The organism is Microbacterium sp. (assembly GCF_047602155.1).
In the GTDB taxonomy this organism is placed as follows: Bacteria; Actinomycetota; Actinomycetes; order Actinomycetales; family Microbacteriaceae; genus Microbacterium.
This window is the reverse complement of the sequence record NZ_JASGHZ010000001.1, coordinates 233,361-258,635: the sequence shown is the minus strand read 5'-3', so window position 1 is coordinate 258,635 and position 25,275 is coordinate 233,361. Positions and strand designations below refer to the sequence as shown.

The following is a 25,275-nucleotide window of genomic DNA, read 5'->3' as shown; positions in this document are numbered from 1 at the left end:
TAGCCTCGAAGCATGACCAGAGCACTGTTCATCGTGGATGTGCAGAACGACTTCACCGAGGGCGGCGCCCTCGGCGTCGACGGCGGCGATGCCGTCGCGGCGGGCATCAGCGACCACCTCGTCGCGCACGCGGGGGAGTACGCGCTGATCGTGGCATCCCGCGACTGGCACGATCCCGACGGCGACAACGGCGGCCATTTCGCGCTCGGCGACGCTCGGCCCGACTTCGTCGACACCTGGCCGGTGCACTGCGTGGCCGGCACCGAGGGGGCCGCCTACGACCCCGCGCTGCGGACGGATGCCGTCACGCACCACGTCAAGAAGGGGCAGGGCGTGCCCGCCTATTCGCTGTTCGAGGGCACGACCGATGCCGGGGAGAAGGTCGGCGACCTCCTGACGGCGCACGGGGTCACAGGCGTGGATGTGACCGGCATCGCCACCGACTACTGCGTCCGCGCCTCGGCGCTGGACGCGATCGCGCACGGGCTGCACGTGCGCATCTTCACCGACCTCGTCGCCGGCGTCGCGCCGGCGTCGTCCGAGGCCGCACTGGCCGAGCTCGCCCACGCGGGCGCCGAACTCACGGAGGTATCCGCATGAGCGGACAGATCCCCGCCGGGTGGTACCCGGACCCGTCCGACCCGTCGCGCGCTCGCTGGTGGGACGGGGCGGCGTGGGCCGAGCCGTCGCCGCACGCGCCGGCCGTTCCTGCCGCGCCGTCCGCACCGGCCGGGTACGCGCCCGGCGGCTACGCGGCGGCTTCCGCCTACACGCCCGCGCCGCCGGTGCCGCAGGCGCCGCTGCAGACCGGCATCGCCACTCACACGGTGTGGATCTGGCTCGCGATCGTCGCGTCGACGCTGCCGTTGTTCTCCGTCTTCCTGCTCGACTGGGACACCTATCTGCAGGTGGCCATGGCGGATGCCGCGGGCCGCGACGTCGACGCGGCGCAGGTGGCGCCGTTCGTCGTGCAGAGCCTGGTGCTCGGCGTGGCCGGGTGGGGCCTGTTCGCGGCATCCATCGTCTTCAGCTGGCTCGACTGGCGCGAACTGGGGCGGCGCGGCGTCGTCCGGCCGTTCCACTGGGCGTGGTCGTTCTTCGTGCTGAGCCAGGTGACGCTGCTCGGCGTCTACGTCATCGGGCGCTCGGTCGTCTTGAAGCGGCGCACCGGCGACGGCGGCTGGGCGGCACTGTGGGTGTGGATCGGGGTGACGGTCGTGGGCTTCGTCGTCCTCACGATCTGGACCGTGCAGTTCGTCTCGGTGGTCCTCCAGGAACTGCTCGCGACCCTGCCGACCACGTGAAGGGTGCCCCCGGAGAATTACGATATCTCGACCCACGGATTAAAAGTCCGTTGCTCTGCCTCTGAGCTACGGGGGCGCACCTCCAGCGTACTTGGCGCGCGGCGTGCGCGCGTCGCGTGGCGGATGCGGCATGCTGAGAACGTGCGATACGGCGCGAGGCACGGGGGAGTGCGATGAGCGAGAACGGTGACGACGCGGCATCCGAGGCGGCGCCTCCGACGGAGGTCGTGCAGACCATCCAGCGGCGCAACTGGACCCTCATCATCGTCGGCATCACGGCGGTGATCGTGGGGCTGGTCGGGCTGGGGTGGATCGCGGGCGCCATCAGCAACCTGCTCGGGTGATGCGGCCCCGACCCGCAGCGCGCGGGTAGCCTTGAACGGGTGAGCGAGTCCCGCGACTTCCATCGCCCCGTGCGGCGCCCCGGCGAGGTGTTCGACCGCCAGGTCTCGGCGAACGATCCGGCCGAGGTCACCCGCATCGCGCACACGACGGCCGCCGCGCTGGTCGGGCGCGTGCGTGAGCAGCCGACCGACGACCTCGTCGAGCGCCTCGTGACCTTCACCGACACGCACGGCATCGACACGATCGCCGAACTGTGGTCGAACGCGCCGGCGCTGTCGCTGCCGGGGACGCTGTGGCGGCTGTACCTGCTGCGGCTCATGGTGCGCGGCGATGCCCGCACCGCGGCCCTGCTGTACGAGCGCGGACGCGCCGTGCGCCACACCGTCGACGTCGTCGTCGCGGGCGCCCCGAACCCTGCCGGTCCCGAAGAGCTGACGGCCCTCGTCGACGAGATCCTGCGCGGAGCGTTCACCGGCGACTTCGCCGTGGCGCTGGAACGGACCGCGTCGTTCTGCCGCGTCGAGGCGGCCGGGGCCGCCGACCTGGCCGACGACTACGACACGAGCGAGCCCGAGCGCTCCAGCGCCCTGACCACGCGCGCTCTGCGCCTGGACACCTACGCCCGCGACCTCACCGCCTGCGCCGGCCTGTGGCGCCGCGACAGCCTGACCTAGTCGCGTTCGGGGAGCGCGAATGGCTCTCGAAACAGCGAGATCGGGACCATTTGCGCTCCCCGAACGCTGAGGATGCCGGGCCGCAGAACGCCTCTCGGCGCGTGTCCGCTCGCAGCGGCAGAAGATGGAGCCCGGGGTTACTGCGGCCCGGCGGTACGAGTCTAGCCGACCTCCGCCGCGTAGGCTCGGCGTATGGCCTGGCACTTCGCGCTCATGATCGACCCCGCCGCGCACGACGACGCGCGCACCGGCTTCGGCGACACGTTCACCGAGGTCGACCCGGCGGCGCCGGCGCTGACGGTGGGGGAGCTGAGCACGCAGCGCGGCGACGGCATCTTCGAGTCGATCGGGGTCGTCGACGGCCACGCGCAGGAGGTCGAGGCGCACCTGCAGCGGCTGGCGCACTCGGCGCGGCTGTGCGACCTGCCCGCGCCGAACGCCGAGCAGTGGCGTCAGGCGGTGGCCCTTGCGGCGGCCGCGTGCGGGCCCGGCGAAGCCGTGATCAAGCTCATCCTCAGCCGCGGCATCGAACACGGCCCGACGCCGACCGCCTGGGCGACCGCCGCCCCGGCCGCGGATTTCACCGCGGTGCGCGTCGGCGGCATCCGGGTCGTCACGCTCGATCGCGGCTACGCGCTCGACGTCCCCGCCCGTGCGCCGTGGCTGCTGCTCGGGGCGAAGACGCTGTCGTACGCCGTCAACATGGCCGCGATCCGCGAGGCCCGGCGCCGCGGCGCCGACGACGCCGTCTTCACGACGAGCGACGGCTACGTGCTCGAGGCGCCGACCGCGTCGCTGATCCTGCGACGCGGCGACACCTTCGTCACGCCCGCGACGAACGCCGGCATCCTGCACGGGACGACCCAGCTCAGCCTGTTCGACCACCTCGAGCGGGAAGGATTCGCGACGGCCTACGAGGCGATCCCGGTCGTCGACCTGGCGCGAGCGGATGCCGCCTGGCTTGTCTCCAGCATCCGGCTTGCGGCTCCCCTCACCGCGATCGACGACGTGGAACTGCCGCACGACGCCGAGCTGACGGCATCCATGAACGCCTACCTGCTCAGCCCGCGCGACTGACCCGCCCGGGCGCGCGCACCAACTCCGCAGAATGCCGCGTACTCCGCACCGGAAAGCGGTTTCGGATGCGGAGTACGCGACACGTTGCGGAGTTCGTGTCGGCGCGGCGGCGCGGCGGCGCGGCGGCGCGGCGGCGGCGACCGACCGGCGGCCCTACCCGAAGCGTCCCGAGACGTAGTCCTCGGTGGCCTGCTCGGCGGGCGTCGTGAAGATCGTGTTGGTGTCGTCGTACTCGATGAGCTTGCCGGGCTTGCCGGTGCCGGCGATGTTGAAGAACGCCGTCTTGTCCGACACGCGCGAGGCCTGCTGCATGTTGTGGGTGACGATGACGATCGTGTAGTCCTGCTTGAGCTCCTGGATGAGCTCCTCGATCGCGAACGTCGAGATCGGGTCGAGGGCCGAGCAGGGCTCGTCCATCAGGAGCACGTCGGGCGCCACGGCGATCGCGCGCGCGATGCACAGGCGCTGCTGCTGGCCGCCGGACAGGCCCGAGCCGGGCTTGTCGAGGCGGTCCTTGACCTCGTTCCACAGGTTCGCGCCCTGCAGCGAGCGCTCTACCAGGGCGTCGGCGTCGCTCTTGGAGATGCGCTTGTTGTTGAGCTTGACGCCCGCCAGCACGTTCTCCTTGATCGACATCGTCGGGAACGGGTTGGGGCGCTGGAAGACCATGCCCACCTGGCGTCGCACGAGCACCGGGTCGACGCCGGGAGCGTAGAGGTCGTCGCCGTCGAGCAGCACCTCGCCCTCGACGCGGGCGCCCGGGATGACCTCGTGCATGCGGTTGAGGGTGCGCAGGAAGGTCGACTTGCCGCAGCCGGACGGGCCGATGAAGGCCGTCACGCTGCGCGGCTGGATCTCCAGCGACACGCCTTCGACGGCGAGGAAGTCGCCGTAGTAGACGTTGAGGTCGTTGACGTCGATGCTCTTGGACACGGGTGGTTCCTAACGGGGCCTAGCGGCCGGTCTTGGGGGCGAACACCTTCGCGACGATGCGCGCGACGAGGTTGAGGGCCATGACGATGAGGATGAGGGTGAGGGCGGCGGCCCACGCGCGGTCGATGTATGCCTCGGGCGGAATGCCCTTGTAGGCGTACTGCGAGTAGATGTACACCGGCAGCGTCTGCATGCGCCCGTCGAACAGATTCACGTTCATCGCGTCGGTGAACCCGGCGGTGATCAGCAGCGGCGCGGTCTCGCCGATGACCCGGGCGATCGACAGCATGACGCCCGTCGTGATGCCGGCGATCGAGGTGGGCAGCACGACTTTGACGATCGTGAGCCACTTCGGCACGCCGAGCGCGTACGACGCCTCGCGCAGTTCGTTGGGCACGAGGCGCAGCATCTCCTCGCTGGAGCGCACGACGACGGGGATCATCAGCACCGACAGGGCGATCGCGCCGGCGAATCCCAGGCGCACGCCCGGGCCGAAGATGAGCGCGAACAGCGCGTACGCGAACAGACCCGCGACGATCGACGGGATGCCGGTCATCACGTCGACGAGGAAGGTGATGGCCTTGCCGAGGCGCGAGGTCTGCCCGTACTCGATCAGGTAGACGGCGGTCATGAGCCCGATCGGGATGGAGATGATCGCGGCGGCGCCGGTGATCAGCAGCGTGCCCCAGATGGCGTGGACGGCGCCGCCGCCCTCGCCGAGGATGCCGCGCATCGAACTGCTGAAGAACGTCGCGTCGAAGCGGGCGACGCCGTTCGCGACGACCGTCCACGCCACCGATGCCAGCGGCACCATCGCGATGGCGAAGGCGCACGAGACGATGCCGGTGACGAACCGGTCGAACGCGCGGCGCGCGCCCTCGACGATGCGCGAGATCGCGTAGATCAAGGCGAGGAACGCGATGACCGACAGGACGATCCATCCGCCGATCGAGAACTCGGCCCCGCCGGCGGCGGCGAGCATGCCGAAGATCGCGCCGAAGACGGCGAGCGAGCCGGCCAGGACGGCCCAGGGCGTCCAGCGGGGGAGGTGCCCCGAGGTGAGGGGGACGTGCGCGCCGACGGAACGGGCGGGAGCAGGTGCGAGGGTCATGTCAGTTCGCTCCGGAGAATTCCTTGCGGCGGCTGACGATCCAGCGGGCCACGGCGTTGACGGCGAAGGTGACGACGAACAGGATGAGACCCGTCGCGATCAGCACGTTGATGTTGAGGGCGTACGCCTCGGGGAAGGTGAGGGCGATATTCGCCGCGATCGTCGAGGGGTTCTGCGATGTCAGCAGCTGCAGCGTGACGACGTTCGTGGCAGAGAGCACCATCGCGACGGCCATCGTCTCGCCGAGGGCGCGTCCGAGGCCGAGCATGGATGCCGACACGATTCCGGAGCGTCCGAACGGCAGCACCGCCATCCGGATCATCTCCCAGCGGGTGGCGCCGAGGGCGAGGGCGGCTTCCTCGTGCAGGCGCGGGGTCTGCAGGAAGATCTCGCGGCAGATGGCGGTGATGATGGGGGTCACCATGACGGCCAGCACGAGCGCCGCGGTGAGGATCGTGCGGCCGGAGTTGAGCACCTGACCGGAGAAGAACGGCAGCCAGCCGAGGTTCTCGCCCAGCCACTTGTACGTCGGGACGACCGACGGTGCGAACACGAGGATGCCCCAGAGGCCGAACACGACCGAGGGCACCGCGGCGAGCAGGTCGACGATGTAGCCGAGACCCTGCGCGAGCCGGCGCGGCGCGTAGTGCGTGATGAACAGGGCGATGCCCAGCGACAGCGGCACCGCGACGAGGAGGGCGAGGAACGCCGCCCAGATCGTGCCGAACAGCAGCGGCAGGACGTAGTCCCAGAAGCCTGTCTTCAGCAGTGAGGCGTCGTCGGAGGTGAGGCCGAAGGCGGGCAGCGACTGGACGACGAGGAAGATCGCGACCGCGGCGAGCGTGACGACGATCATCGAGCCGGCGAACACGGCGGTGCCCGAGAACCACAGGTCGCCGGGACGCTGCGTGGCGGCGATGCGCGCGGGTGCCGCGGGTGCCGAGGTGGGTGCTGTCAACGCGCTGTCTCCTGGTTCGGGACGGTGGGGTGGCTCCGCGCGAGGCGGAGCCACCCCGTTCCGCTTACTTGATGAGGGCGATCGCCGCGAGCGACTGCTCGCGCAGGTCGTCCGAGATGGGCGCGCTGCCCGCGTTGGTCGCGGCCGAGGCCTGACCGGCCTCGCTGACGGCGGTCTCGAAGAAGCCCTTCGCCAGCGCGGCGACGTTCGCGTCGTCGTACTGCTCGCAGCCGATGAGGTAGCTCACGAGGAACACCGGGTAGGCGCCGGCCGCGGTGGTGGTGCGGTCGATCGCGAAGGCGAGGTCGCCGGAGGTGCGGCCCGACTCGATCTCCGAGGCGTCGAGGGCGATCGCGGCGCCCTCGGGGGAGTGGTCGACGAAGTCGTCGCCCACCTTGACCGCCACCGACGAGAGGTCGGCGGCCTGTGACGAGTCGGCGTAGCCGATCGAGCCCTCGCCGGCCTTGACGGCCTCGACGACGCCCGAGGTCTTCTCGGCGGCCTCGCCGACGACGCCGGTCGGCCACTCCTCGACCGAGCCCCAGGTCCACACGTCAGGCGCGTTCGCCGACAGGTAGTCGGTGAAGTTGGCCGTGGTGCCCGACTTGTCGGAGCGGTGGACAGGGTTGATCGCGAGGTCGGGCAGGTCGACGCCGGAGTTGGTGGCGGCGATCGCCGGGTCGTTCCACGTGGTGATCGTGCCGGCGAAGATGCCGGCGACGGTCTCGGCGTCGAGGTCGAGCCCGTCGATGCCGGGGACGTTGAAGATGATCGCGATGGGCGACACGTAGGCGGGGATCTCGACGATGCCCGAGCCCTCGGTGCAGGCGCCGAAGCCGCCCGCGGCGATCTCGTCGGTCTTGAACGCGCGGTCGGAGCCGGCGAAGTTCACGGCGCCGGCGAGGAACGACTCGCGGCCCGTGCCCGAGCCGGCCGGGTCGTACTCGATGAGCGCGTCGGGGTTCGACTGGTTGAACGCCGCGGTCCACGCCTGGATGGCGACCTGCTGTGACGAGGCGCCCTGGCCGACGAGGCTGCCGCTGAGGGCGGCGGTGGTCTCGGTGTCGCCGGTGGGCTGCGTGGTGCCGCCTTCGTTCGCGGCACAGGCGGTGAGGGTGAGGGCCGCGACGGCGGCGACAGCGCCCAGCTGGGCGATGCGGGTGAGCTTCACTGTGAGTCCTTCACATTGTCAGGGATGTGCGGCCCGGTGCAGGGCACGCCCCGACGGTAGACACCGACTCTTACGAGAGTGCGGTGCGCGGGTGAACGACTGGTGAACGCGGGCGGTGCCCGCGAGGCTCACAGCTTCGGGTCGTGGGTCTCGATCGCGACGATCCCCGAACCGGGGTTGGTCGCCGACAGGTGCACGACCGAGAACGACCCCACCGCCAGCGCCGACGCGCTGCCGAGGTACGAGCCGCGCAGGGTCCCGGTGGCGAGCGCCAGTTCGGTCAGGATGCCGGGGAGCACCGGCCCGTGGCTGCACACGACGGCGGGCTTGCGTGCCCGCACGCGCTGGCCGATCACCTTGCGGACGTCGGCGGACCCGTCCTCCCACGCGTCCTGGCCGATCAGCGGGGTGCGCTCGATGACGCGCCCGAGGGCGGCGGCCAGGGGGGTGACGGTCGTGACGCAGCGCACGGCGTCGCTGGAGACGACCTTGCGCACGCCGAACGCGCGCAGCGGCCCGACGAGGGCCTTGGCCTGCCGCGTGCCGCGACCGGTCAGCGGGCGGGCGGCATCCGGCCCCTCCCAGCCCTCCCTGCCCACGGCCTTGGCGTGGCGCAGCACGACGATCGGGAACGTGCCGAGCACGCCGTCGTCGACGTACCGCAGGAAGTGCTCCAGGATCTCGACGTCGACGGGGTAGGAGAGGTAGCTCAGCGCCTTGCGCGGCGAGATCCACTCGATCGCGGCGATCTCCTTGTTCGGCACGAACGCCGACGCGCGGATGGCGGCATCCGTCGCCTCGGCGGCCCAGTAGTGCACGATCTTCTGCCGCTTGCTGGGCATGCGGTACCGCGAGACGCCCACGGGGATGCCGAGGGCCACCCTGATGCCGGTCTCTTCGAAGATCTCCCGGGCGGCCGTCTGGGCGAGGGTCTCGCCGGGGTCGACCTTGCCCTTGGGCAGGGTCACATCCGCGTACGCGGTGCGGTGGATGACCAGCACCTTGAGCTTGCCCTCGACCAGACGCCAGACGACGCCGCCGGCTGCGTAGACGGCAGTGTCGGTCATCGCACCGCCCGTGCTCGGCGGCGGCGCTGCACCTGCGCCATGGTGTCGTCCTGCAGGTCGGTCAGGGGCTCGCCGGCCGCGTCGAGGCTGTGCCGCACCCACCCGTCGGGTTCCAGGTGCCACGAGCTCGTCTCGTCGCTCATCGCGATGTCGAACAGCGCGACCAGCTCTTTCGCGTGCGGGGTCGAGGCGACGCGCACGAGCGCCTCGACGCGGCGGTCGAGGTTGCGGTGCATCATGTCGGCGCTGCCGATGTACACCTGCGGGTCGCCGTCGTTCCAGAACGCGAAGATGCGCGAGTGCTCGAGGTAGCGGCCGAGGATCGAGCGCACCGTGATGTTCTCGCTGACGCCCTCCAGGCCCACCTTCAGCGCGCAGATGCCGCGCACCCAGACGTCGACGCGGACCCCGGCCTGGCTCGCGCGGTACAGGGCGTCGATGATCTCCTCGTCGACCATCGAGTTCACCTTGATGCGGATGTGCGCGGGCTTGCCCTCCAGCGCGTTCAGGCGCTCCTTGTCGATCTGCCGCAGCAGACCCTTGCGCAGGTGCAGCGGAGCGACCAACAGGCGCTTGAACTTCTTCTCGATCGCGTAACCGGAGAGCTCGTTGAACAGGCGGGTCAGGTCGCGGCCGACCTGCTCGTCGGCGGTGAACAGGCCGAAGTCCTCGTAGAGGCGGCTGGTCTTCGGGTTGTAGTTGCCGGTGCCGATGTGGCTGTAGCTGCGGAGGGCACCGTCCTCCTCGCGGATGACGTGCAGCAGCTTGCAGTGCGTCTTCAGCCCGACGAGGCCATACACGACGTGCACGCCGGCCTTCTCGAGCTTGCGCGCCCACACGATGTTGGCGGCCTCGTCGAAGCGCGCCTTCACCTCGACGAGGGCGAGCACCTGCTTGCCGCGCTCGGCTGCGTCGATGAGGGCCTTCACGATCGGGCTGTCGCCCGACGTGCGGTACAGCGTCTGCTTGATGGCCAGCACGTGCGGGTCGCGCGCCGCCTGCTCGAGGAACGCCACGACGCTCGTCGTGAACGACTCGTACGGGTGGTGCACGAGCACGTCGCCCTTGCGGATGGCGGCGAACAGGTCGGCGCGGCCGTTCTGCTCGGCGGGCTGGAAGGCAGTCGCCGTCGTCGGCACGTGCGGCTGGTAGTGCAGCTCGGGGCGGTCGATGCGCGACAGGTCGAACAGGCCGCGGAGGTCCAGCGGCCCCGGCAGCCGGTAGACCTGCTGCTCGGTGATGTCCAGTTCGGCGATGAGCAGATCGAGGGTCACATCGTCCATCTGCTCGGTGACCTCGAGACGGATGGGCGGCCCGAACCGGCGCCGCAGCAGTTCGGCCTCGAGCGCCTGGATGAGGTTCTCGGTCTCGTCCTCCTCGATCACCATGTCTTCGTTGCGGGTGAGGCGGAAGGTGTGGTGCTCGATGACCTCCATGCCCGGGAACAGCTCGCCCAGGTGATTGGCGATGAGCTGCTCCAGCGGCAGGTAGCGCGACGTGCCGTCCGTGCTCGGCACCGCGACGAAGCGCGGCAGCATCGGCGGCACCTTCAGGCGCGCGAACTCCTGCCGGCCGGTCTTCGCGTTGCGGATGCGGATCGCGAGGTTCAGCGACAGCCCGGAGATGTAGGGGAAGGGGTGGGCCGGGTCGACCGCGAGCGGCATGAGCACCGGGAACACCTGAGCGTGGAAGTAGTCCGACAGGCCCTCGCGGTCGGCGGCATCCAGGTCGTCCCACGACACCACCTGGATGCCGGCGGCGGCCAGCTCCGGCTGCACGAGATCGGCCCAGGCGCGGGCGTGGCGCAGCTGCAGCGCGTGCGCGGCCTCGGAGATGTCGGCGAGCACGTCCTGCGGCGCGCGGCCGACGTTGGTCGGCACGGCGAGACCGGTGAGGATGCGACGGCGCAGCCCCGCGACGCGCACCATGAAGAACTCGTCGAGGTTGCTCGCGAAGATCGCGAGGAAGTTCGCCCGCTCCAGCAGCGGCAGGGCGGGATCCTCGGCGAGCTCCAGCACGCGCTGATTGAACGCGAGCCAGCTGAGCTCGCGGTCCATGTAGCGGTGGTCGGGCAGCTGCGAATCGACGACTTCGACGGCCTCGTCGAAGTCGTCGTCGTCGGCGTCGCCCAGTCCGGTGTCGAGAACGTCGGTGTCGATCATCCCCTCATCATGTCAGGCAGAGGCGGCGTGTGCGTTAACAGTTCACCCAGGAATGTCGGGCGGGCCGTCAGCGGGTGGCGGGCACCTGGTCGTCGTCGTACACGTTGAAGCGGTAGCCGACGTTGCGGACGGTGCCGATGAGCTGCTCGAGGTCGCCGAGCTTGGCGCGCAGCCGCCGCACGTGCACGTCGACGGTGCGGGTGCCGCCGAAGTAGTCGTAGCCCCACACCTCGGAAAGCAGCTGCTCGCGGGTGAAGACGCGCGAGGGATGCGTGGCGAGGAAGTGCAGCAGCTGGAACTCCTTGTAGGTGAGGTCGAGGGGCCGCCCGTGCACCTTCGCCGAGTACGACGACTCGTCGATCGTGATGCCCGACGTCTGCACCCGGCTGGAGACGTGCTCGGCCGTGTGCCGGCCGATGGCGAGGCGGATGCGGGCATCGACCTCGGCGGGGCCGGCGCTGACCAGCAGCACGTCGTCGACGCCCCAATCGTGCGACACGGCCGCCAGACCCCCCTCGGTGACGATGAGCAGCAGCGGGGCATCCAGTCCCGTGGCGGTGAGGATGCGGCACAGCGACTTCGCTCCGACGAGATCGCCGCACGCGTCGAGGAAGATGACGTCGGCGCTCGGCGCGTTCACCAGCTGGGCGGGCTCGGCGGGGATCTGGCGCACGCGGTGGCTCAGCAGTTCCAGAGCGGGCAGGGCAGACCCCCCGCCTGCGGCGGAACTCAGAACGAGCAGGTGAGCCAATGCGGTCCCTTCCGGCTGATCCAAAAGCCGTGGCCATCATTCTATGACCTCGCGCTGCGGGGCACGGTCTCGCGGTGCGGGGCACAATGCCGTCACAATGGAGCCATGACCCTTCCCGCCGCTGCCGCACGTTCGTCCCTCGCCGGCGTCGTGGCGGTCTGGATCGCCGCCGCCGTCGTCGCCGTCACGATCGGGATCGTCGCTCCCGACGGGTGGCGTGCCGCCTGGATGCCGGTGGGGATGGCGGGCTGCCTCGTCCTCGCGTTCGTCATCCAGCTCGTGCAGGGGCACGCCGACGGGTTCCTGCAGCGCGTCGCCGCCAGCGCCGTGGGGGCGCTCGTCGTCATGGGGCTGATCGGTCTGGGGCTCGGGCTGTCGAGCCTGTTCTCCGGGTAGAGTATCGGCATGGACCTCGTCGCACTCGAATTCTTCTTCGTCGGGTTGCTCGCGCTCGCCTCGCTCGCCATCGTGTTCGTCTCGGGCGTCGTGATCAAGAACCTCTACCGCGGCCAGCGCTGAGCGCCGTGTTCGACCTTCCGACCGATCTGCCGGCGGACATCGTCCCGCTCTCCTGGCTGCTCGGCGTGTGGGAGGGCACCGGCGTCATCGCCTACGAGGCGGGCGGCACCTCCTTCTCGGGCGAGTTCGCCCACCGGGTCAGCTTCAGCCACGACGGCGGCGACTACCTCGGCTACACCGGGTCGGCCTGGCTCCTCGGCGATGACGGCGCGCGGACGGCGCTGGTCGCCGAGACCGGATACTGGCGGCTGGCGCGCCCGGCGGGCGCGTTCGAGGCCGGACCGGGGTTGCTGCCGGCATCCGAAGCGCGTCCGGCGCCGCGCACGGCCGACGACGTCGAGGCGCTGCGAGGCGCCGAGGGCGGGTTCGACCTCGAGGTCGCGATCGTGCACTCCGACGGCATCAGCGAGCTGTACCTCGGGCAGGTGCGCGGTGCGCGCATCGACCTCGCGACGGATGCCGTCATCCGCCCGGCCGGGGCGAAGCCCTACACCGCCGCGACCCGCATGTACGGGTACGTCGACGGCCACCTGCTGTGGGCGTGGGACATCGCCGCGCTCGGCGGCGAGCTCGCCTCGCACGCCTCGGCGCGCCTGGCGCGCGCGGAGTGACCGTGGGTTCCGATCCGTTCGCGGCGGTGCCCGGCGCGGTGTTCGACGGCGCCGTGCTCAGTGGTGCGGGGCTCGTGCATCTCGGGGAGCCCCTGCGCGAGCAGCGCGAGCTCGCCGCCGGCCGCGCCCTCGCCCCGCTGGGCGACCGCGCCGTGCTGACCCTCACCGGTCCCGACCGGCTGTCGTGGCTCGACGCGATCACGTCGCAGGCCGTCGCCGCCCTCGCGTCGGGGCAGGGCAGCGAGCTGCTGGTGCTCGACCCGCAGGGGCATGTGGAGCACGCGGCATCCCTCGTCGACGACGGGCTCACGACGTGGCTGATCGTCGACCGCTCGCACGCCGAGACCCTGCTGAGCTGGCTGACCCGGATGCGGTTCCGCCTGCGCGTCGAGCTCGCGCTGCGGGATGACCTGCGGGTCGTGGGCGGGACGTCGGATGCCGTGGCGGCGCTGCCCGCGCTCGCCGTCTGGCGCGACCCGTGGCCGCACGTCGCGGCGGGCGGCTGGGGGTACGCGGCCGTCGACCCGCATCCGGGCGCGGAGCGCGATTGGGCCGAGGCGGTCATCGACCTCGCCGGGTACGAAAGCCTCGCCGCCGCGGCCGCCGCGGGGGCGCAGCCGGTCGCGGGCCTGCTCGCCGCCGAGGCGCTGCGGGTGGCCGCGTGGCGCCCGCGCGCCGCGCGCGAGGCCGACGGGCGCGCGCTGCCGCACGAGGCCGACTGGCTGCGCACGGCGGTGCACCTCGACAAGGGGTGCTACCGCGGGCAGGAGACCGTCGCGAAGGTGCACAACCTGGGCCATCCGCCGCGGCGGCTCGTCGCGCTGCAGCTCGACGGCAGCGACGCCGAGCTGCCCGCACCGGGCGCCGAGGTGCGCGTCGGGGACGACGTCGTCGGGGCGGTGACCTCGGTGGCGCGCCACCACGAGGAGGGCCCGATCGCCCTCGCCTACGTCAAGCGCACCGTCCCGCCGGACGCCGCGCTCACGGTGGCCGTCGCGGGCGGCACCGTCGCGGCGGCGCAGGAGACGATCGTCCCGCCGGATGCCGGGCGCACCGCGAACGTGCCCCGCCTGCCGCGTCTTTCCCGCCGCTGACGATGTCCGCCGCGCCTCCGACCACGCCGATCCCCACGGGGTGGCGCTCGCGCGTGGACCCGCGGCCCGGGCTGCGCCGCGTGGCCGACTCGGCGGTGGCGATCGCGCAGGTGGTGATCGCCGCGACCGCGGCGTACGCGTTCGCGACATCGGTGCTCGGGCATCCCGTGCCGCTGCTGGCGGTGACGATCGCCGTGTCGAGCCTGGGCCTGGTCCGCGACACCCGCCCCCGGCGGGTGCTGGAGACGGTGATCGGGATGGTCGTCGGCATCCTCGTCGCCGAGACGATCGTGCTGCTGGCGGGCACCGGCTGGTGGCAGTTGGCGACGACGCTGGCGGCGAGCCTGGTGATCGCCCGGTTCCTGTCCGTGCAGCCGGCGCTCGCGGTCGCGGCCGGCATCCAGTCCGCGATCGTCGTCATCATGCCCAGCACGCCGTTTCTCCGGCTGCTCGACGGCATCGTCGGCGGGGTCGCGGCGCTCGTGGTCATGGTGCTCGTGCCGCGCAGCCCCCTGCGCACGGTCGCCCGCGACGGGCGGGCGCTGCTGACGGCGTTCGACGGCACGGTGGCGACCCTGGTCCAGGCGTTGCGCCGGGGCGACCGGCTGCGGGCCGCGCGGGGGCTGGAGAAGGCGCGGGCGCTGCAGCCGCTGGTCGACGCGTGGCACGCCTCGCTCGCGGCGGGGCTCGCGACGGCGCGGATCTCGCCGGTGCTGGTGCGCCAGCGCAGCGAACTGGAGCGGCAGCAGCGGGTCAAGACGAACCTCGACCTGGCCGTGCGCAATCTCCGGGTCATCGCCCGACGGATCGTGTACCTCTGCGACGACGGCGAGCCCCGCCCCGTCGCGGCCGAGCTGCTGGCCGAACTCGGCGCCGGCGCCGCGCTGGTCGCGCAGTCCCTCGACGACATCTCGATGGAGCCGCCGGCCCGCGAGGCCATCCGCGCCGTCGCCGCACGGCTCGACCCGGCGGCGCTGGCGGCGGGCCGCTCGAGCGTCGACCAGAACCTGATCGGCGCGTTGCGCCCGCTGGCGGTCGACCTGATGATCGCCGCCGGCATGCCGCCCGCCGACGCGCGTGCCGCCCCGCCCCGCGTGTAGGCGCGGGCCGCGTCAGGACGCGGGCGCGACGAGCGCCCAGGGCACGGTGACCTCGCCGAGGCGCCAGCGCGCGCGGGCCTGCAGCGGCCAGCCGGCGGCGGTCAGGGCGCCCAGCGCGGTGCGCCAGCGCTGCACCGGGCCGAAGGCGGAGGCGGGGGCGGCGCGGATCCACTCGGCATCCAGCGCGGCGATCAAGGCGTGCACCGGCTCGCCGGGGACGTTGCGGTGGATGAGCGCCTTCGGCAGCCGCTCGGCCGCGACCGCGGGGGAGCCGAGCTCGGCGAGCCGCAGCGAGACGGTCAGCGTGCGCGGCACGGCGTCGGCGCCGACCTCCACCCACGTGCAGATGCGTCCCAGTTCGTCGCACGTGCCTTCCACGAGGATGCCGCCGGGCTGCAGCCGGGCAGCCATGCGCTGCCACGCGGCATCCACGTCGGCCTCGTCGTACTGGCGCAGCACGTTGAAGGCGCGGATGACGGCCGGATGCCGCTCGCCCGGCACCTCGAACCCGCCGCGCGCGAACGACACCCGCGCGTCCTGCGCGAACGGCGTGCGGCCGGCGCGCACCTCGGCCAGCTGCGCCTCGGCGCGGGCGACGCGGGCGGGGTCGATCTCCAGGCCCCGCACCTCGACCCCGGGCCGGGCGCGGCGCAGGCGCGCCTCGAGCTCGAACGCGGTCACCCCGCTCGCGCCATAGCCGAGGTCGACGACGAACGGGTCGGGTGTGCGACGCAGCGCCGGATGCCGGGCGATCCAGCGGTCGACGCGGCGCAGGCGGTTGGTGTTCGTGGTGCCGCGGGTGATCCGGCCGACGGCACCGCGGGTGCGGGCGGGCTCGGCGGGCATGGACCCATGATGCCAGCCGCCGCATGGCTACGATGGGAGCATGACCGCTCCCTACACGCTGATCCTCCTCCGCCACGGGCAGAGCGAGTGGAACAAGACCAACCAGTTCACCGGCTGGGTGGACGTGCGCCTCACCGAGCAGGGCCGCGCCGAGGCGACGCGCGGCGGTGAACTGCTGAAGGAGACCGGCCTGCTTCCCGACGTGCTGCACACGTCGGTGCTCAGCCGGGCGATCCAGACCGCGAACCTGGCGCTGGATGCCGCCGACCGTCTCTGGATCCCGGTCAAGCGCTCGTGGCGTCTCAACGAGCGTCACTACGGCGACCTGCAGGGCAAGGACAAGGCGCAGACCCTGGAGCAGTTCGGCAACGAGCAGTTCATGCTGTGGCGCCGCTCGTTCGACGTGCCGCCGCCGCCGCTGCCCGACGACTCCGCGTACAGCCAGGTCGACGACCCGCGCTACGTCGGCATCGACGGCGAGGTGCCGCGCACCGAGTCGCTGAAGATCGTCATCGACCGGATGCTGCCCTACTGGGAGAACGACATCATCCCCGACCTGAAGGCGGGTAAGACGGTGCTCGTCACGGCGCACGGCAACTCGTTGCGCGCCCTCGTGAAGCACCTCGACGGCATCAGCGACGCCGACATCGCCGAGCTGAACATCCCGACCGGCATCCCGCTCGTGTACCGCCTCGGCGAGGACTTCATGCCCCTCGGCCCCGGCGAGTACCTCGACCCCGAGGCCGCCGCCGCCGGCGCCGCCGCGGTCGCGAGCCAGGGCAAGGGCTGACGCCGAGAGGCGGCTCAGCCGTCGGTGCCCGCCCTGCCAGGATGCAGAAACACTCGTGACAAAACACGCCGCAGGGGCGGGCCGGGGCAACTTCTGTCACGCCCGGTCCTGCATCTTGGCGCGTCCAGGTCAGCCGTCGGTGCCCGCGGCGATGACGGCGATCGTGTCGGTGTCGGGGGTCCAGTCGCCGGTGGCGAGGTAGGCGACCTTCTTGCCGACCGATACGGCGTGGTCGGCGAAGCGTTCCAGGTAGCGGCTGGCGAGGGTCGCATCGACGGTCGCCGAGGCCTCGCCCTTCCAGGCCTCGCTGAGCACCTTCTCGAAGACAGCGATGTGACGGTCGTCGAGCTGGTCTTCGAGGCCCCGCAGGGTCTCCACGAGTGAGAGATCCTCGGTGCGCAGCAGCTCGGTGAGCGTGCGCGCCACCTCGACGTCGAGTTCGCCCATGCGGGTGAAGGTGCTCTTCAGCCCCTTCGGGATGGCGCGCTCGGGGAAGCGCATGCGGGTCAGCTGCGCGATGTGCTCGGCGATGTCGCCCATGCGCTCCAGCGATGCGCTCACGCGCAGGGCCGCGACGACGATGCGCAGGTCGCGGGCGACCGGCTGCTGCCGGGCGAGGATCTGGATCGCCAGCTCGTCGAGCGCGATCGCCTTGTCGTCGATCACCTGGTCGGCCTCGATGACCTCTTCGGCCAGCGCCACATCGCTCGTGCCGAACGCACGGGTCGCCTTGTCGATGGCGACGGTGACGAGCTCGGAGATCTCCACGAGACGCGACTGCACGTCTTCGAGCGACTGGTGGAACACTTCGCGCATCAGGGGCCTCTTTCGGGGTGTCTTCGGGGGCGTCGGCCGATCCTCACCCGCGAAGGTTAACGAACGGTGCCACAACGGTGAACACTGACGGTGGGAGTGCTTGCGGGACGCCAAACCGCGATAACCGGGCGTCACCCACCCTACGCTGGAGTGCATGGAACCGACGCAGTTGGCGCTCGTCGCGCTCGCGATCGGCCTCCTGATCGGCGCCGCGCTGATGGGGGTGCTGCTGCTCGCCCTGCGCGCGCGCGATCGCGCCCGGGTGCAGGCGTCGACCCTGCTGCCCGACGGCACGCGCGCCGTGCTGCAGGGGATGGACGACGTCGCGGTCGTCGTCGACACCTCGCTGCACGTCGTTGCCGCCTCGGCGCCCGCCGAGCTGTTCGGCATGCGCGCCGGCAGCGCGCTGCCCGGTGGTGATCAGGGCAGCGACGGACTGCGCGCCCTCGCCCGCGCGGCCCGCCGCGCCGAGCGCACCGAGACCGAGACGCTGGAGCTGCGACGCGGCGTCGAGCCGCGGCTCGTCGTCGCCCGCGCCAGCGTCATCACGCCGCGGCTCACGCTCATCGTCATCCGCGACATCACCGAGCGTGAGCGCATCGAGCAGATGCGCCGCGACTTCGTCGCCAACACGAGCCACGAGCTGAAGACGCCGGTCGGTGCCGTGAGCCTGCTCGCCGAGGCGATCGAGTCGGCGGCCGACGACCCCGACCAGGTGCGCCGGTTCGCCGGCCGGCTCACGGCGGAGGCGGCGAGGCTCGGCCAGCTGACCTCGCGCATCATGAACCTGTCGCGGCTGCAGGCGGCCGACGAGCTCACCGAGCTGCGCGACGTCTCGGTCGATGAGATCGTCGCGGCGGCCATCGCGTCGCAGGCGGTCGCGGCCGAGGCCGCGGGCATCGAGATCGTGCGCGGCGGCACCCGTCGCACCTACGTGCGCGGCGATGCGCAGGTGCTGACCGAAGCCCTCGCGAACCTCCTCGCGAACGCGGTCGCGTACTCGCCGCGGGGCGCGAAGGTGGGCGTCGGGGTGCGCGTCGCGGCATCCCTCGGCGGCGAGGTCGTCGAGATCGCGGTGAGCGATCGCGGGATCGGCATCGCCGAAGCCGATCAGCAGCGCGTGTTCGAGCGGTTCTACCGGGCCGACCACGCCCGGTCGCGCCGCACCGGCGGTACCGGCCTCGGCCTGTCGATCGTCAAGCACGCCGTGCAGCGCCACGGCGGCGAGGTCGAACTGTGGTCGCGGCCCGGTCGCGGGTCGACGTTCACCGTGCGTCTGCCCGCCGTGGCGGCCCCCGACGACATCCCGGGCGCGCGCACGAAGAAGAGCAGGAAGAAGATCGCCCGCGACCGGGCGAAGGGAGAGATGAGACGATGACCCGCGTGCTCTTGGTCGAGGACGAGCCCGACCTCGCCGACCCGCTCGCCTACCTCCTGCAGCGGGAGGGGTTCGAGGTCGAGATCGCCGAAGACGGCCCCGCCGCCCTCGAGGCCTTCGCCGCGCGCGGTGCGGAGGTCGTGCTGCTCGACCTCATGCTTCCCGGGATGCCGGGCACCGAGGTGTGCCGCACCATCCGCGCGACATCGCGCGTGCCGATCATCATGCTGACCGCGAAGGATTCCGAGATCGACATCGTCGTGGGACTCGAGCTCGGCGCCGACGACTACATCACGAAGCCGTACTCGTCGCGAGAGCTGCTGGCGCGCATGCGCGCCGTGCTGCGTCGCAGCGACACGGCCGATCCCGACCTCGACGAGCGCGTCCTCGACGGCGGCCGCGTCGTGCTCGACCTCGACCGGCACACGGTCGCGGTCGAGGGAAAGGTGATTCCCATGCCGCTCAAGGAATTCGAGCTGCTCGAGTTCCTCATGCGCAATGCCGGCCGGGTGCTCACCCGCGGCCAGCTCATCGACCGGGTGTGGGGGAGCGACTACTTCGGCGACACGAAGACGCTCGACGTGCACATCAAGCGCATCCGCTCGCGCATCGAGCAGAACCCGGGCGAACCGGTCATGCTGCTGACGGTGCGCGGGCTGGGGTACCGCTTCGAGCCGTGAGTCCGGGCGTCAGTCGGCGGGGACGAAGTCGGCCAGGTAGTCGAGCGTGCCGTCGAGCACCGGGATGCGGTAGGCCACGGCCTCGCCCGTGCCCGACTGGAAGGTCAGCTCGACATCGGTGCCGGGCTTCGCGTCGAGGCCGGTGAACAGCAGCGGCTCGGCGCCGTCGTACCCGAGGCTGACGGCCGAACGTGCGGGCACCTTGACGCGCTGCGTGTCGCCGTCGAGGCCCACGAGGAGGGTGAGGTCGTCGTCGGTGTCGTTGACGACTGCGGCGAGGAAGTTCGCCGACGTGCCCGACTCGTCGGCCACGAGCAGGGCGTTGCGCACCTTCAGCGGCTCGGACGAGAAGACGGTCGCGCCCTCGGCAGGTGAGTACGTGATCGTGGTGGCCTGCGGGGCCATCATGTTGCACCCCGCGGTGGTGAGGACCACGGCGGCGGCCAGGGCGACAGCGGCGAGACGGCGCGATTTCACAGATCCTCCTGAGGCGAGTCGATGCAGGCTCATTCTATGCCGCACGGGCACGCGATTCCGGCGTTTCTCGCTGCACCCGGATGCCGCGCGCCTGCGCCGGCGAACCTTAGCGTATTCCCCCTGTGGTATTCTTAAGGTTGCCGAAAGGACACAACTGCATGCTTTTTGAGGTTGGCGAGACCGTCGTCTATCCGCACCACGGGGCCGCGACGATCATCGAGGTCAAAGACCGCGTCATCAAGGGCGAGACGAAGAAGTACCTGAAGCTGAATGTCACGCAGGGCGACCTCATCATCGAGGTTCCGGCCGACAACGTCGACCTGGTCGGTGTGCGTGACGTGATCGGCAAGGACGGACTCGAGCGCGTCTTCGACGTGCTGCGCGCGCCCTTCACGGAAGAGCCGACGAACTGGTCGCGCCGCTACAAGGCGAACCTCGAGAAGCTCGCGTCGGGCGATGTCATCAAGGTGAGCGAGGTCGTGCGCGACCTGTGGCGCCGCGACCAGGACCGCGGTCTGTCGGCCGGCGAGAAGCGCATGCTCGCCAAGGCCCGCCAGATCCTCGTCTCCGAGATCGCGCTCGCGCTGAAGGCCGACGAAGACCACGCCTCGGGCGTGCTCAGCGAGGTTCTCGCCTCCTGAGGCGGCACAGCTAAGCGCTGAGGCAGCACAGCGCAGCGCTACGCTCGGAGCCATGAGCATCCTGCCGGTTCCGCGCGTCGCGATCGTCGTCGTGGCCGCCGGTTCGGGTATCCGGCTGGCGGCGGGGGCGCCGAAGGCGTTCGTCGGTCTCGACGACCACACCGTGCTGCGGCACGCGCTGAACGGCGTGTTCGCGGCTCCGCCGGCGCAGGTCGTCGTCGTCGCTCCGGAGCGCCACGTCGGCGATGCGCTGACCGAGGTGCGCGTGGCGGCCGAGCGCCCCGGCGACGACCGCCGCGACCTCGCCGGCGTCGTGGCGGGCGGCGCGACCCGACAGCAGTCGGTGGCCGCGGGGCTTGCCGCCGTCTGGCCCGATGTCGACCTCGTGCTCGTGCACGACGCCGCCCGTGCGCTCACGCCGCCGGCGGTCTTCGAGCGCGTCATCGCCGCCCTGGATGCCGGCGCCGATGCCGTCCTGCCGGTGCTGCCGGTCGTCGACACGATCAAGCGCGTCGCGGGCAGTGCCGTCGTCGAGGCCGTCGACCGCTCGGATCTCACCGCGGCGCAGACGCCGCAGGGGTTCCGGCGCAGGATCCTGGATGCCGCGTATGCCGCGGCATCCATCGACCACACCGACGACGCCGCGCTCGTGCAGGCGGCGGGGGTGCCGGTGACGACCGTGGTGGGCGACGAGCGCGCCTTCAAGATCACGACGCCCGCCGACCTGGAGCGGGCGCGGCTGGTGAGTCGGGCCGCGCCGGTGCTGCCGCGGGTGGGGATCGGCACCGACGTGCACGCGTTCGGCGGCGAGGGCGCGCTGTGGCTGGCGGGCCTGGAGTGGCCGGGCGAGCCCGCGCTGCACGGGCACTCCGACGGCGATGCCGTCGCGCACGCGATCGTCGACGCCGTGCTCGCTGCGGCCGGGCTCGGCGACATCGGCACGCACTTCGGCACGTCGCATCCGGAATACGCCGGCGCGCACGCCGCGGTCTTCCTGGCTCGAACCCGGGAGCTCGCCGCCGCGGCGGGGTTGTCGATCGGCAACGTCTCGGTGCAGGTGCAGGCGAACCGCCCGCGTTTCGCGGCGCGGCGGGCCGAGGCCGAAGCCGTGCTGTCGGCGGCGCTGGGTGCGCCGGTGTCGGTGTCGGCGACGACGACCGACGGGTTGGGTTTCACCGGCGCGGGCGACGGCATCGCCGCCTTCGCCGTCGCGCTGGTGTTCCCGGCGTGACGCGCCGCGCGCCGGAACCCGGCGTCGACCCGGCCGCTTAGTGTCGACCAGGCCGGTTGCGTACGGTTCGCAAGGGGCCGGGTCGTGCGCAACCGGCGGGGTCGACGGGGGTGCCCTCGCTCACACCCGGGCGCGGGTGTGAGCGAGGGCGAGCAGGACGAGGCCGGCACCGAGGACGAGGAGGCCCGCGACGGCCGGGCCCGACAGCTGCTCGCCGAGCACGACGACACCGAGGATGCTGGCCGTCAGCGGCTCGCCGAGGGTGAGGGTCGCGGCGGTCGCCGCCGACACCCCCTGCAGCCCCCACGTGAACAGCACGTACGCGACGGCGGTCGTCGCCAGGCCCAGCCACAGCGCCATCGCGAGCCCGCGCGGGTCGGCGAGCCAGCTCACGTCGACGAACGGCAGCGCGGCCAGCGCGACCAGCGCCGCGCTGGCACCCATCCCGCCGACGACGGTGAACGGATCCCACCCGGCATCCAGCAGTCGGCGCTGGATGTTCGCGAACACGGCGAACGCGGCCCCCGCGCCGACGGCGCCCGCGATGCCGAGCGGGTCGGCGCCGCCACCGGTCGCCGAGCCCCCGGCGCCGAGCAGCACGACGCCGACGGTGGCGAGCGCGGTCGCGGCGACCCAGGTGCGGGTCGGGAGCCGCCGGGTGAGCGCCCACTCGACGAGCCCGGCGATGACCGGCGCCGAGCCCAGCGCGATGACGGTGCTCACCGCGACGCCGTTGCGCTGCGTGCCGAGGAAGAACAGCGGCTGATACACCGCCAGGCACACGCCGGTGAGGGCCATGAGCAGCACCGGCTTCGCCATCCACGACGGCCGGGCGGCGTCGGGGCGTTCGCGGCGCTGCACACGCGCGTGCCGCCACGCCAGCAGAGAGGCGATCAGCGCGAGCCCGGTGCCGCCGACGATCATCCGCATGACGCCGACCGACAGGGGCGTCGTACCCTCGGGTCCGAGCGCCTGCGCGGTGCCCGTCGTACCGAACAGCAGCGCGGCGGCGAAGACGGCGAGCACGTGCAGCATGTACCCGTTCTACCGGATGCCGGTCGCCGGGCGCGCTGCAACATCACTGAGCTGTCGGCGACGCGCGGGTAGGCTGGTGCGGTGACGGTCCGGCTCTACGACACCCAGACGCAGACGCTGCGCGATTTCGCGCCGCTGGACCCCGCAAACGTCACCGTGTACGTGTGCGGGCCGACGGTGCAGTCGGCGCCCGGCATCCATCATCTGCGTGCCGCCCTCGCGTTCGACCTGCTGCGGCGGTGGCTCACCCGCCGCTACGGGCGCGTCACGTTCGTGCGCAACGTCACCGACATCGACGACAAGGTGCTGCTGAACGCGACGGAGCGCGAGCCCTGGTGGGCGCTCGCGTACCGCATGGAGCAGGAGTTCAACCGGGCATATGCCGCAATCGGCATCCTTCCCCCGACGTATGAGCCGCGGGCGACGGCGTCGATCCCGCAGATGCAGGAGCTCATCGCTCGGCTGATCGACCGGGGGCACGCCTATGCCGAAGGCGGCGACGTCTACTTCGACGTCCGGTCGTGGCCGGCCTACGGGGCGCTCACGCATCAGTCGATCGACGCCATGGAGCCTTCGGCCGACTCGGATGCGCGCGGCAAGCGCGACCCGCGCGACTTCGCGCTGTGGAAGGGCGCCAAGCCCGATGAGCCGGCGGATGCCGTCTGGCAGTCGCCGTGGGGACCGGGCCGCCCGGGCTGGCACATCGAGTGCTCCGCGATGAGCGCGCGGTACCTCGGGGCAGAGTTCGACATCCACGGCGGCGGCCTCGATCTGCGCTTTCCGCACCACGAGAACGAGCTCGCCCAGTCGGCCGCGGCGGGCGACGCGTTCGCGCGCTACTGGGTGCACAACGGGCTCGTCACGGTCGGCGACCAGAAGATGTCGAAGTCGCTCGGCAACCACCTGCTCGCCGGCGACATCCTCGCGCAGCACGACCCCCTCGTCGTCCGCTACGCGCTCGGCGCCGCGCACTACCGCTCGAACCTCGATCTGACGCCGGCCTCGTTCGACGAGGCGAGCGCCGCCCTCGAGCGCATCCGCACGTTCCAGCAGCGCGCCGCGCGCACGCTCGGCACGGCCACGCCGCTCGTGGCCGCCGACCTGCCGGAGGCGTTCGCGGCCGCGCTCGACGACGACCTCGGGGTGCCGCAGGCGCTCGCCGTCGTGCACGAGACGGTGCGCGCCGGAAACGCCGCGCTGGATGCCGGCGATCGCGACGCGGCGGCACGGGCGCTCGTCGAGGTGGGCCGGATGACCGGCATCCTCGGAATGAACCCCGCCGACCCGCAGTGGCAGAACGACGGCGACGCGGGGCAGACGCGAGCGCTCGACGCCCTGGTCCACACGATGATCGCGCAGCGCGCGCAGGCGCGCGCCGACAGAGACTGGGCGGCGGCCGACCGCATCCGCGATGCGATCGCGGCGGCGGGCATCGTGCTGGAAGATTCCGCCGACGGAACGTATTGGAGCTTGAGCGATGGCTAAGCCGGGAAACCCCTCCGCGGGCAAGGGCAAGAAGAAGGGGCCGATGAAGGGCACCGGCGGCAACGGCCGCAAGGCGCTGGAGGGCAAGGGGCCGACCCCCCGGGCCGAAGACCGCGCCTGGCACGTCGCCGGCAAGCGCAAGGCGGCGGCCGAGCGCTACGCCGCCGCGGGCGGCAAGGGCCGCCCCGGGGCGCGCCCGCAGGGCGGCAACCCGAACCGCGCGCCGAAGGCGAAGGCCGGCGACGACACCGAGAACGTGACGGGGCGCAACTCGGTGCTCGAGGCGCTGCGTGCGAAGATCCCCGCGACGGCGTTCTACATCGCCCAGCGCGTCGAGATGGACGACCGCGTCAAGGAGATGCTGGCGATCGCGACGCAGCGCGGCATCCCCGTGATGGAGGTCACCCGCCCCGAGCTCGACCGCATGGCCGGTTTCGACGGCGTGCACCAGGGCGTGGCGCTCAAGGTGCCGCCGTACGAGTACGCCCACCCGCAGGATCTGCTCGAAGACGTGCTGGGTGCGGGAAAGACTCCGCTGCTGGTAGCCCTCGACGGCGTGACCGACCCGCGCAACCTCGGCGCGATCATCCGCTCGACGGCGGCGTTCGGCGGCCAGGGCATCATCGTGCCGCAGCGCCGCTCGGCGGGCGTGAACTCCGCGGCCTGGAAGACGAGTGCGGGAGCGGCCGCCCGCATCCCGGTCGCCGTCGCCCCGAACCTCACGACGACGCTCAAGGAGTTCAAGAAGCAGGGCGTGTTCGTGCTGGGCCTCGACGGCGGGGGAGACGTGTCGCTCCCGCGGCTGCAGCTCGCCGACCGTCCCGTCGTCATCGTCGTCGGCTCGGAGGGCAAAGGCCTGTCGCGCCTCGTGACCGAGACGTGCGACCAGATCGTGTCGATCCCGATCTCGTCGGCCACCGAGTCGCTCAACGCCGGCATTGCGGCATCGGTCGCGCTGTACCAGGTGGCGACGATCCGCGCGGCGTCGGCGGAGCGCAGCGCTTAATGTAGACTGATTG

The 25,275-nt window shown here is 71.8% G+C and carries 27 protein-coding genes and 1 tRNA gene; 16 read left to right on the top strand and 12 right to left on the bottom strand.

Features of this window, described 5'->3' with window-relative positions:
* Window positions 1-12: 12 nt before the first annotated feature.
* Both QM720_RS01235 and QM720_RS01230 read left to right on the top strand, forming a co-directional pair.
* Window positions 13-600: an isochorismatase family protein gene (locus tag QM720_RS01235; protein ID WP_415124304.1), complete on the top strand. Its 588-nt coding sequence runs from the start codon at window positions 13-15 to the stop codon at window positions 598-600.
* Window positions 597-1,304 (top strand): DUF2510 domain-containing protein, encoded by a 708-nt coding sequence (locus QM720_RS01230; RefSeq protein WP_415124302.1) that lies wholly within the window; start codon window positions 597-599, stop codon window positions 1,302-1,304. Before QM720_RS01235 ends, QM720_RS01230 begins: the two co-directional genes overlap by 4 nt.
* A 4-nt stretch (window positions 1,305-1,308) precedes the next feature.
* On the opposite strand, the gene QM720_RS01225 is transcribed toward QM720_RS01230, so the two are convergent.
* Window positions 1,309-1,380, bottom strand: a tRNA-Lys gene (locus QM720_RS01225).
* 97 nt (window positions 1,381-1,477) lie between these two features.
* Here QM720_RS01225 and QM720_RS01220 point away from each other — a divergent pair.
* The 3 genes from QM720_RS01220 (at window position 1,478) to QM720_RS01210 (ending at window position 3,400) form a co-directional block, all read left to right on the top strand.
* Entirely contained in the window at window positions 1,478-1,648 is a 171-nt protein-coding gene (locus QM720_RS01220) for a hypothetical protein (protein WP_415124300.1), read from the top strand.
* 39 nt (window positions 1,649-1,687) lie between these two features.
* On the top strand, window positions 1,688-2,323 hold the full coding sequence (locus QM720_RS01215) for a DNA-directed RNA polymerase subunit beta (protein ID WP_415124298.1): 636 nt from the start codon (window positions 1,688-1,690) through the stop codon (window positions 2,321-2,323).
* Window positions 2,324-2,515: 192 nt separating this feature from the next.
* Entirely contained in the window at window positions 2,516-3,400 is an 885-nt protein-coding gene (locus tag QM720_RS01210; protein ID WP_415124296.1) for an aminodeoxychorismate lyase, read from the top strand.
* A gap of 153 nt (window positions 3,401-3,553) precedes the next feature.
* Here the strand turns inward: QM720_RS01210 and pstB are convergent, their stop codons facing one another.
* The 7 genes from pstB to QM720_RS01175 form a co-directional block, all read right to left on the bottom strand.
* Window positions 3,554-4,333, bottom strand: coding sequence for a phosphate ABC transporter ATP-binding protein PstB (gene pstB / locus QM720_RS01205; RefSeq protein ID WP_415124294.1), 780 nt, complete (start codon window positions 4,331-4,333; stop codon window positions 3,554-3,556).
* A gap of 19 nt (window positions 4,334-4,352) precedes the next feature.
* The gene (pstA, locus tag QM720_RS01200) at window positions 4,353-5,444 is read right to left on the bottom strand and encodes a phosphate ABC transporter permease PstA (protein WP_415124292.1); all 1,092 of its coding nucleotides are present in this window, start codon (window positions 5,442-5,444) and stop codon (window positions 4,353-4,355) included.
* 1 nt (window position 5,445) lies between these two features.
* Window positions 5,446-6,402 carry a phosphate ABC transporter permease subunit PstC gene (gene pstC / locus QM720_RS01195; RefSeq protein WP_415124290.1) on the bottom strand — a complete coding sequence of 319 codons (957 nt, stop codon included), beginning with the start codon at window positions 6,400-6,402 and terminating at the stop codon, window positions 5,446-5,448.
* 64 nt (window positions 6,403-6,466) lie between these two features.
* Complete coding sequence (gene pstS, locus QM720_RS01190) at window positions 6,467-7,573, bottom strand: phosphate ABC transporter substrate-binding protein PstS (protein ID WP_415124288.1); 1,107 nt, start codon at window positions 7,571-7,573, stop codon at window positions 6,467-6,469.
* Window positions 7,574-7,701: 128 nt separating this feature from the next.
* Window positions 7,702-8,640 (bottom strand): NUDIX hydrolase, encoded by a 939-nt coding sequence (locus QM720_RS01185; protein ID WP_415124286.1) that lies wholly within the window; start codon window positions 8,638-8,640, stop codon window positions 7,702-7,704.
* Window positions 8,637-10,802: an RNA degradosome polyphosphate kinase gene (locus QM720_RS01180; RefSeq protein ID WP_415124284.1), complete on the bottom strand. Its 2,166-nt coding sequence runs from the start codon at window positions 10,800-10,802 to the stop codon at window positions 8,637-8,639. Before QM720_RS01180 ends, QM720_RS01185 begins: the two co-directional genes overlap by 4 nt.
* A gap of 67 nt (window positions 10,803-10,869) precedes the next feature.
* Window positions 10,870-11,553 (bottom strand): response regulator transcription factor, encoded by a 684-nt coding sequence (locus tag QM720_RS01175; RefSeq protein WP_415124282.1) that lies wholly within the window; start codon window positions 11,551-11,553, stop codon window positions 10,870-10,872.
* A gap of 105 nt (window positions 11,554-11,658) precedes the next feature.
* Here QM720_RS01175 and QM720_RS01170 point away from each other — a divergent pair, with 105 nt between their 5' ends.
* From QM720_RS01170 to QM720_RS01155, 4 genes are all read left to right on the top strand, one after another.
* Entirely contained in the window at window positions 11,659-11,949 is a 291-nt protein-coding gene (locus QM720_RS01170; protein WP_415124280.1) for a hypothetical protein, read from the top strand.
* A gap of 128 nt (window positions 11,950-12,077) precedes the next feature.
* Window positions 12,078-12,683, top strand: coding sequence for an FABP family protein (locus QM720_RS01165; RefSeq protein WP_415124278.1), 606 nt, complete (start codon window positions 12,078-12,080; stop codon window positions 12,681-12,683).
* A 2-nt stretch (window positions 12,684-12,685) separates the two neighbouring features.
* Window positions 12,686-13,777, top strand: a complete 1,092-nt coding sequence (locus tag QM720_RS01160; RefSeq protein WP_415124276.1) for a YgfZ/GcvT domain-containing protein — start codon at window positions 12,686-12,688, stop codon at window positions 13,775-13,777.
* 53 nt (window positions 13,778-13,830) lie between these two features.
* Window positions 13,831-14,877 (top strand): FUSC family protein, encoded by a 1,047-nt coding sequence (locus QM720_RS01155; protein ID WP_415124274.1) that lies wholly within the window; start codon window positions 13,831-13,833, stop codon window positions 14,875-14,877.
* A 12-nt stretch (window positions 14,878-14,889) separates the two neighbouring features.
* Here QM720_RS01155 and QM720_RS01150 read toward each other — a convergent pair whose 3' ends face one another.
* Complete coding sequence (locus QM720_RS01150; RefSeq protein ID WP_415124272.1) at window positions 14,890-15,723, bottom strand: class I SAM-dependent methyltransferase; 834 nt, start codon at window positions 15,721-15,723, stop codon at window positions 14,890-14,892.
* Window positions 15,724-15,763: 40 nt separating this feature from the next.
* Between QM720_RS01150 and QM720_RS01145 the strand changes: the two genes are divergently transcribed.
* Window positions 15,764-16,513: a phosphoglyceromutase gene (locus QM720_RS01145; protein ID WP_415124270.1), complete on the top strand. Its 750-nt coding sequence runs from the start codon at window positions 15,764-15,766 to the stop codon at window positions 16,511-16,513.
* Between the two features lie 129 nt (window positions 16,514-16,642).
* Here QM720_RS01145 and phoU read toward each other — a convergent pair whose 3' ends face one another.
* Window positions 16,643-17,329, bottom strand: a complete 687-nt coding sequence (phoU, locus tag QM720_RS01140; protein ID WP_415124268.1) for a phosphate signaling complex protein PhoU — start codon at window positions 17,327-17,329, stop codon at window positions 16,643-16,645.
* 154 nt (window positions 17,330-17,483) lie between these two features.
* On the opposite strand from phoU, the gene QM720_RS01135 reads away from it, so the two are divergent.
* Both QM720_RS01135 and QM720_RS01130 read left to right on the top strand, forming a co-directional pair.
* A complete protein-coding gene (locus QM720_RS01135) occupies window positions 17,484-18,707 on the top strand; it encodes a sensor histidine kinase (protein WP_415124266.1) in 1,224 nt (407 codons plus the stop codon).
* The gene (locus QM720_RS01130) at window positions 18,704-19,387 is read left to right on the top strand and encodes a response regulator (RefSeq protein ID WP_415124264.1); all 684 of its coding nucleotides are present in this window, start codon (window positions 18,704-18,706) and stop codon (window positions 19,385-19,387) included. Before QM720_RS01135 ends, QM720_RS01130 begins: the two co-directional genes overlap by 4 nt.
* A gap of 9 nt (window positions 19,388-19,396) precedes the next feature.
* Here the strand turns inward: QM720_RS01130 and QM720_RS01125 are convergent, their stop codons facing one another.
* A complete protein-coding gene (locus tag QM720_RS01125; RefSeq protein ID WP_415124262.1) occupies window positions 19,397-19,864 on the bottom strand; it encodes a DNA modification methylase in 468 nt (155 codons plus the stop codon).
* A gap of 158 nt (window positions 19,865-20,022) precedes the next feature.
* On the opposite strand from QM720_RS01125, the gene QM720_RS01120 reads away from it, so the two are divergent.
* Both QM720_RS01120 and ispD read left to right on the top strand, forming a co-directional pair.
* Window positions 20,023-20,505, top strand: coding sequence for a CarD family transcriptional regulator (locus QM720_RS01120; RefSeq protein WP_415124260.1), 483 nt, complete (start codon window positions 20,023-20,025; stop codon window positions 20,503-20,505).
* Window positions 20,506-20,557: 52 nt separating this feature from the next.
* Entirely contained in the window at window positions 20,558-21,736 is a 1,179-nt protein-coding gene (gene ispD, locus QM720_RS01115) for a 2-C-methyl-D-erythritol 4-phosphate cytidylyltransferase (RefSeq protein ID WP_415124258.1), read from the top strand.
* 120 nt (window positions 21,737-21,856) lie between these two features.
* Here ispD and QM720_RS01110 read toward each other — a convergent pair whose 3' ends face one another.
* Window positions 21,857-22,771, bottom strand: a complete 915-nt coding sequence (locus tag QM720_RS01110; protein ID WP_415124256.1) for a DMT family transporter — start codon at window positions 22,769-22,771, stop codon at window positions 21,857-21,859.
* 81 nt (window positions 22,772-22,852) lie between these two features.
* Here QM720_RS01110 and cysS point away from each other — a divergent pair, with 81 nt between their 5' ends.
* Entirely contained in the window at window positions 22,853-24,256 is a 1,404-nt protein-coding gene (gene cysS / locus QM720_RS01105; RefSeq protein WP_415124254.1) for a cysteine--tRNA ligase, read from the top strand.
* On the top strand, window positions 24,249-25,262 hold the full coding sequence (gene rlmB, locus QM720_RS01100; RefSeq protein WP_415124252.1) for a 23S rRNA (guanosine(2251)-2'-O)-methyltransferase RlmB: 1,014 nt from the start codon (window positions 24,249-24,251) through the stop codon (window positions 25,260-25,262). The genes cysS and rlmB overlap by 8 nt, the downstream gene beginning before the upstream one ends.
* Window positions 25,263-25,275 lie beyond the last annotated feature (13 nt).

Bases quoted from the DNA above. Each gene is read 5' to 3' on its own strand.
- phoU (WP_415124268.1), bottom strand. From the start codon at position 17,329: ATGCGCGAAGTGTTCCACCAGTCGCTCGAAGACGTGCAGTCGCGTCTC.
- QM720_RS01220 (WP_415124300.1), top strand. From the start codon at position 1,478: ATGAGCGAGAACGGTGACGACGCGGCATCCGAGGCGGCGCCTCCGACG.
- ispD (WP_415124258.1), top strand. From the start codon at position 20,558: ATGAGCATCCTGCCGGTTCCGCGCGTCGCGATCGTCGTCGTGGCCGCC.
- QM720_RS01110 (WP_415124256.1), bottom strand. From the start codon at position 22,771: ATGCTGCACGTGCTCGCCGTCTTCGCCGCCGCGCTGCTGTTCGGTACG.
- QM720_RS01145 (WP_415124270.1), top strand. From the start codon at position 15,764: ATGACCGCTCCCTACACGCTGATCCTCCTCCGCCACGGGCAGAGCGAG.
- QM720_RS01230 (WP_415124302.1), top strand. From the start codon at position 597: ATGAGCGGACAGATCCCCGCCGGGTGGTACCCGGACCCGTCCGACCCG.
- QM720_RS01180 (WP_415124284.1), bottom strand. From the start codon at position 10,802: ATGATCGACACCGACGTTCTCGACACCGGACTGGGCGACGCCGACGAC.
- QM720_RS01185 (WP_415124286.1), bottom strand. From the start codon at position 8,640: ATGACCGACACTGCCGTCTACGCAGCCGGCGGCGTCGTCTGGCGTCTG.
- QM720_RS01235 (WP_415124304.1), top strand. From the start codon at position 13: ATGACCAGAGCACTGTTCATCGTGGATGTGCAGAACGACTTCACCGAG.
- rlmB (WP_415124252.1), top strand. From the start codon at position 24,249: ATGGCTAAGCCGGGAAACCCCTCCGCGGGCAAGGGCAAGAAGAAGGGG.
- QM720_RS01135 (WP_415124266.1), top strand. From the start codon at position 17,484: ATGGAACCGACGCAGTTGGCGCTCGTCGCGCTCGCGATCGGCCTCCTG.
- QM720_RS01210 (WP_415124296.1), top strand. From the start codon at position 2,516: ATGGCCTGGCACTTCGCGCTCATGATCGACCCCGCCGCGCACGACGAC.
- QM720_RS01150 (WP_415124272.1), bottom strand. From the start codon at position 15,723: ATGCCCGCCGAGCCCGCCCGCACCCGCGGTGCCGTCGGCCGGATCACC.
- pstA (WP_415124292.1), bottom strand. From the start codon at position 5,444: ATGACCCTCGCACCTGCTCCCGCCCGTTCCGTCGGCGCGCACGTCCCC.
- QM720_RS01120 (WP_415124260.1), top strand. From the start codon at position 20,023: ATGCTTTTTGAGGTTGGCGAGACCGTCGTCTATCCGCACCACGGGGCC.
- QM720_RS01130 (WP_415124264.1), top strand. From the start codon at position 18,704: ATGACCCGCGTGCTCTTGGTCGAGGACGAGCCCGACCTCGCCGACCCG.
- QM720_RS01170 (WP_415124280.1), top strand. From the start codon at position 11,659: ATGACCCTTCCCGCCGCTGCCGCACGTTCGTCCCTCGCCGGCGTCGTG.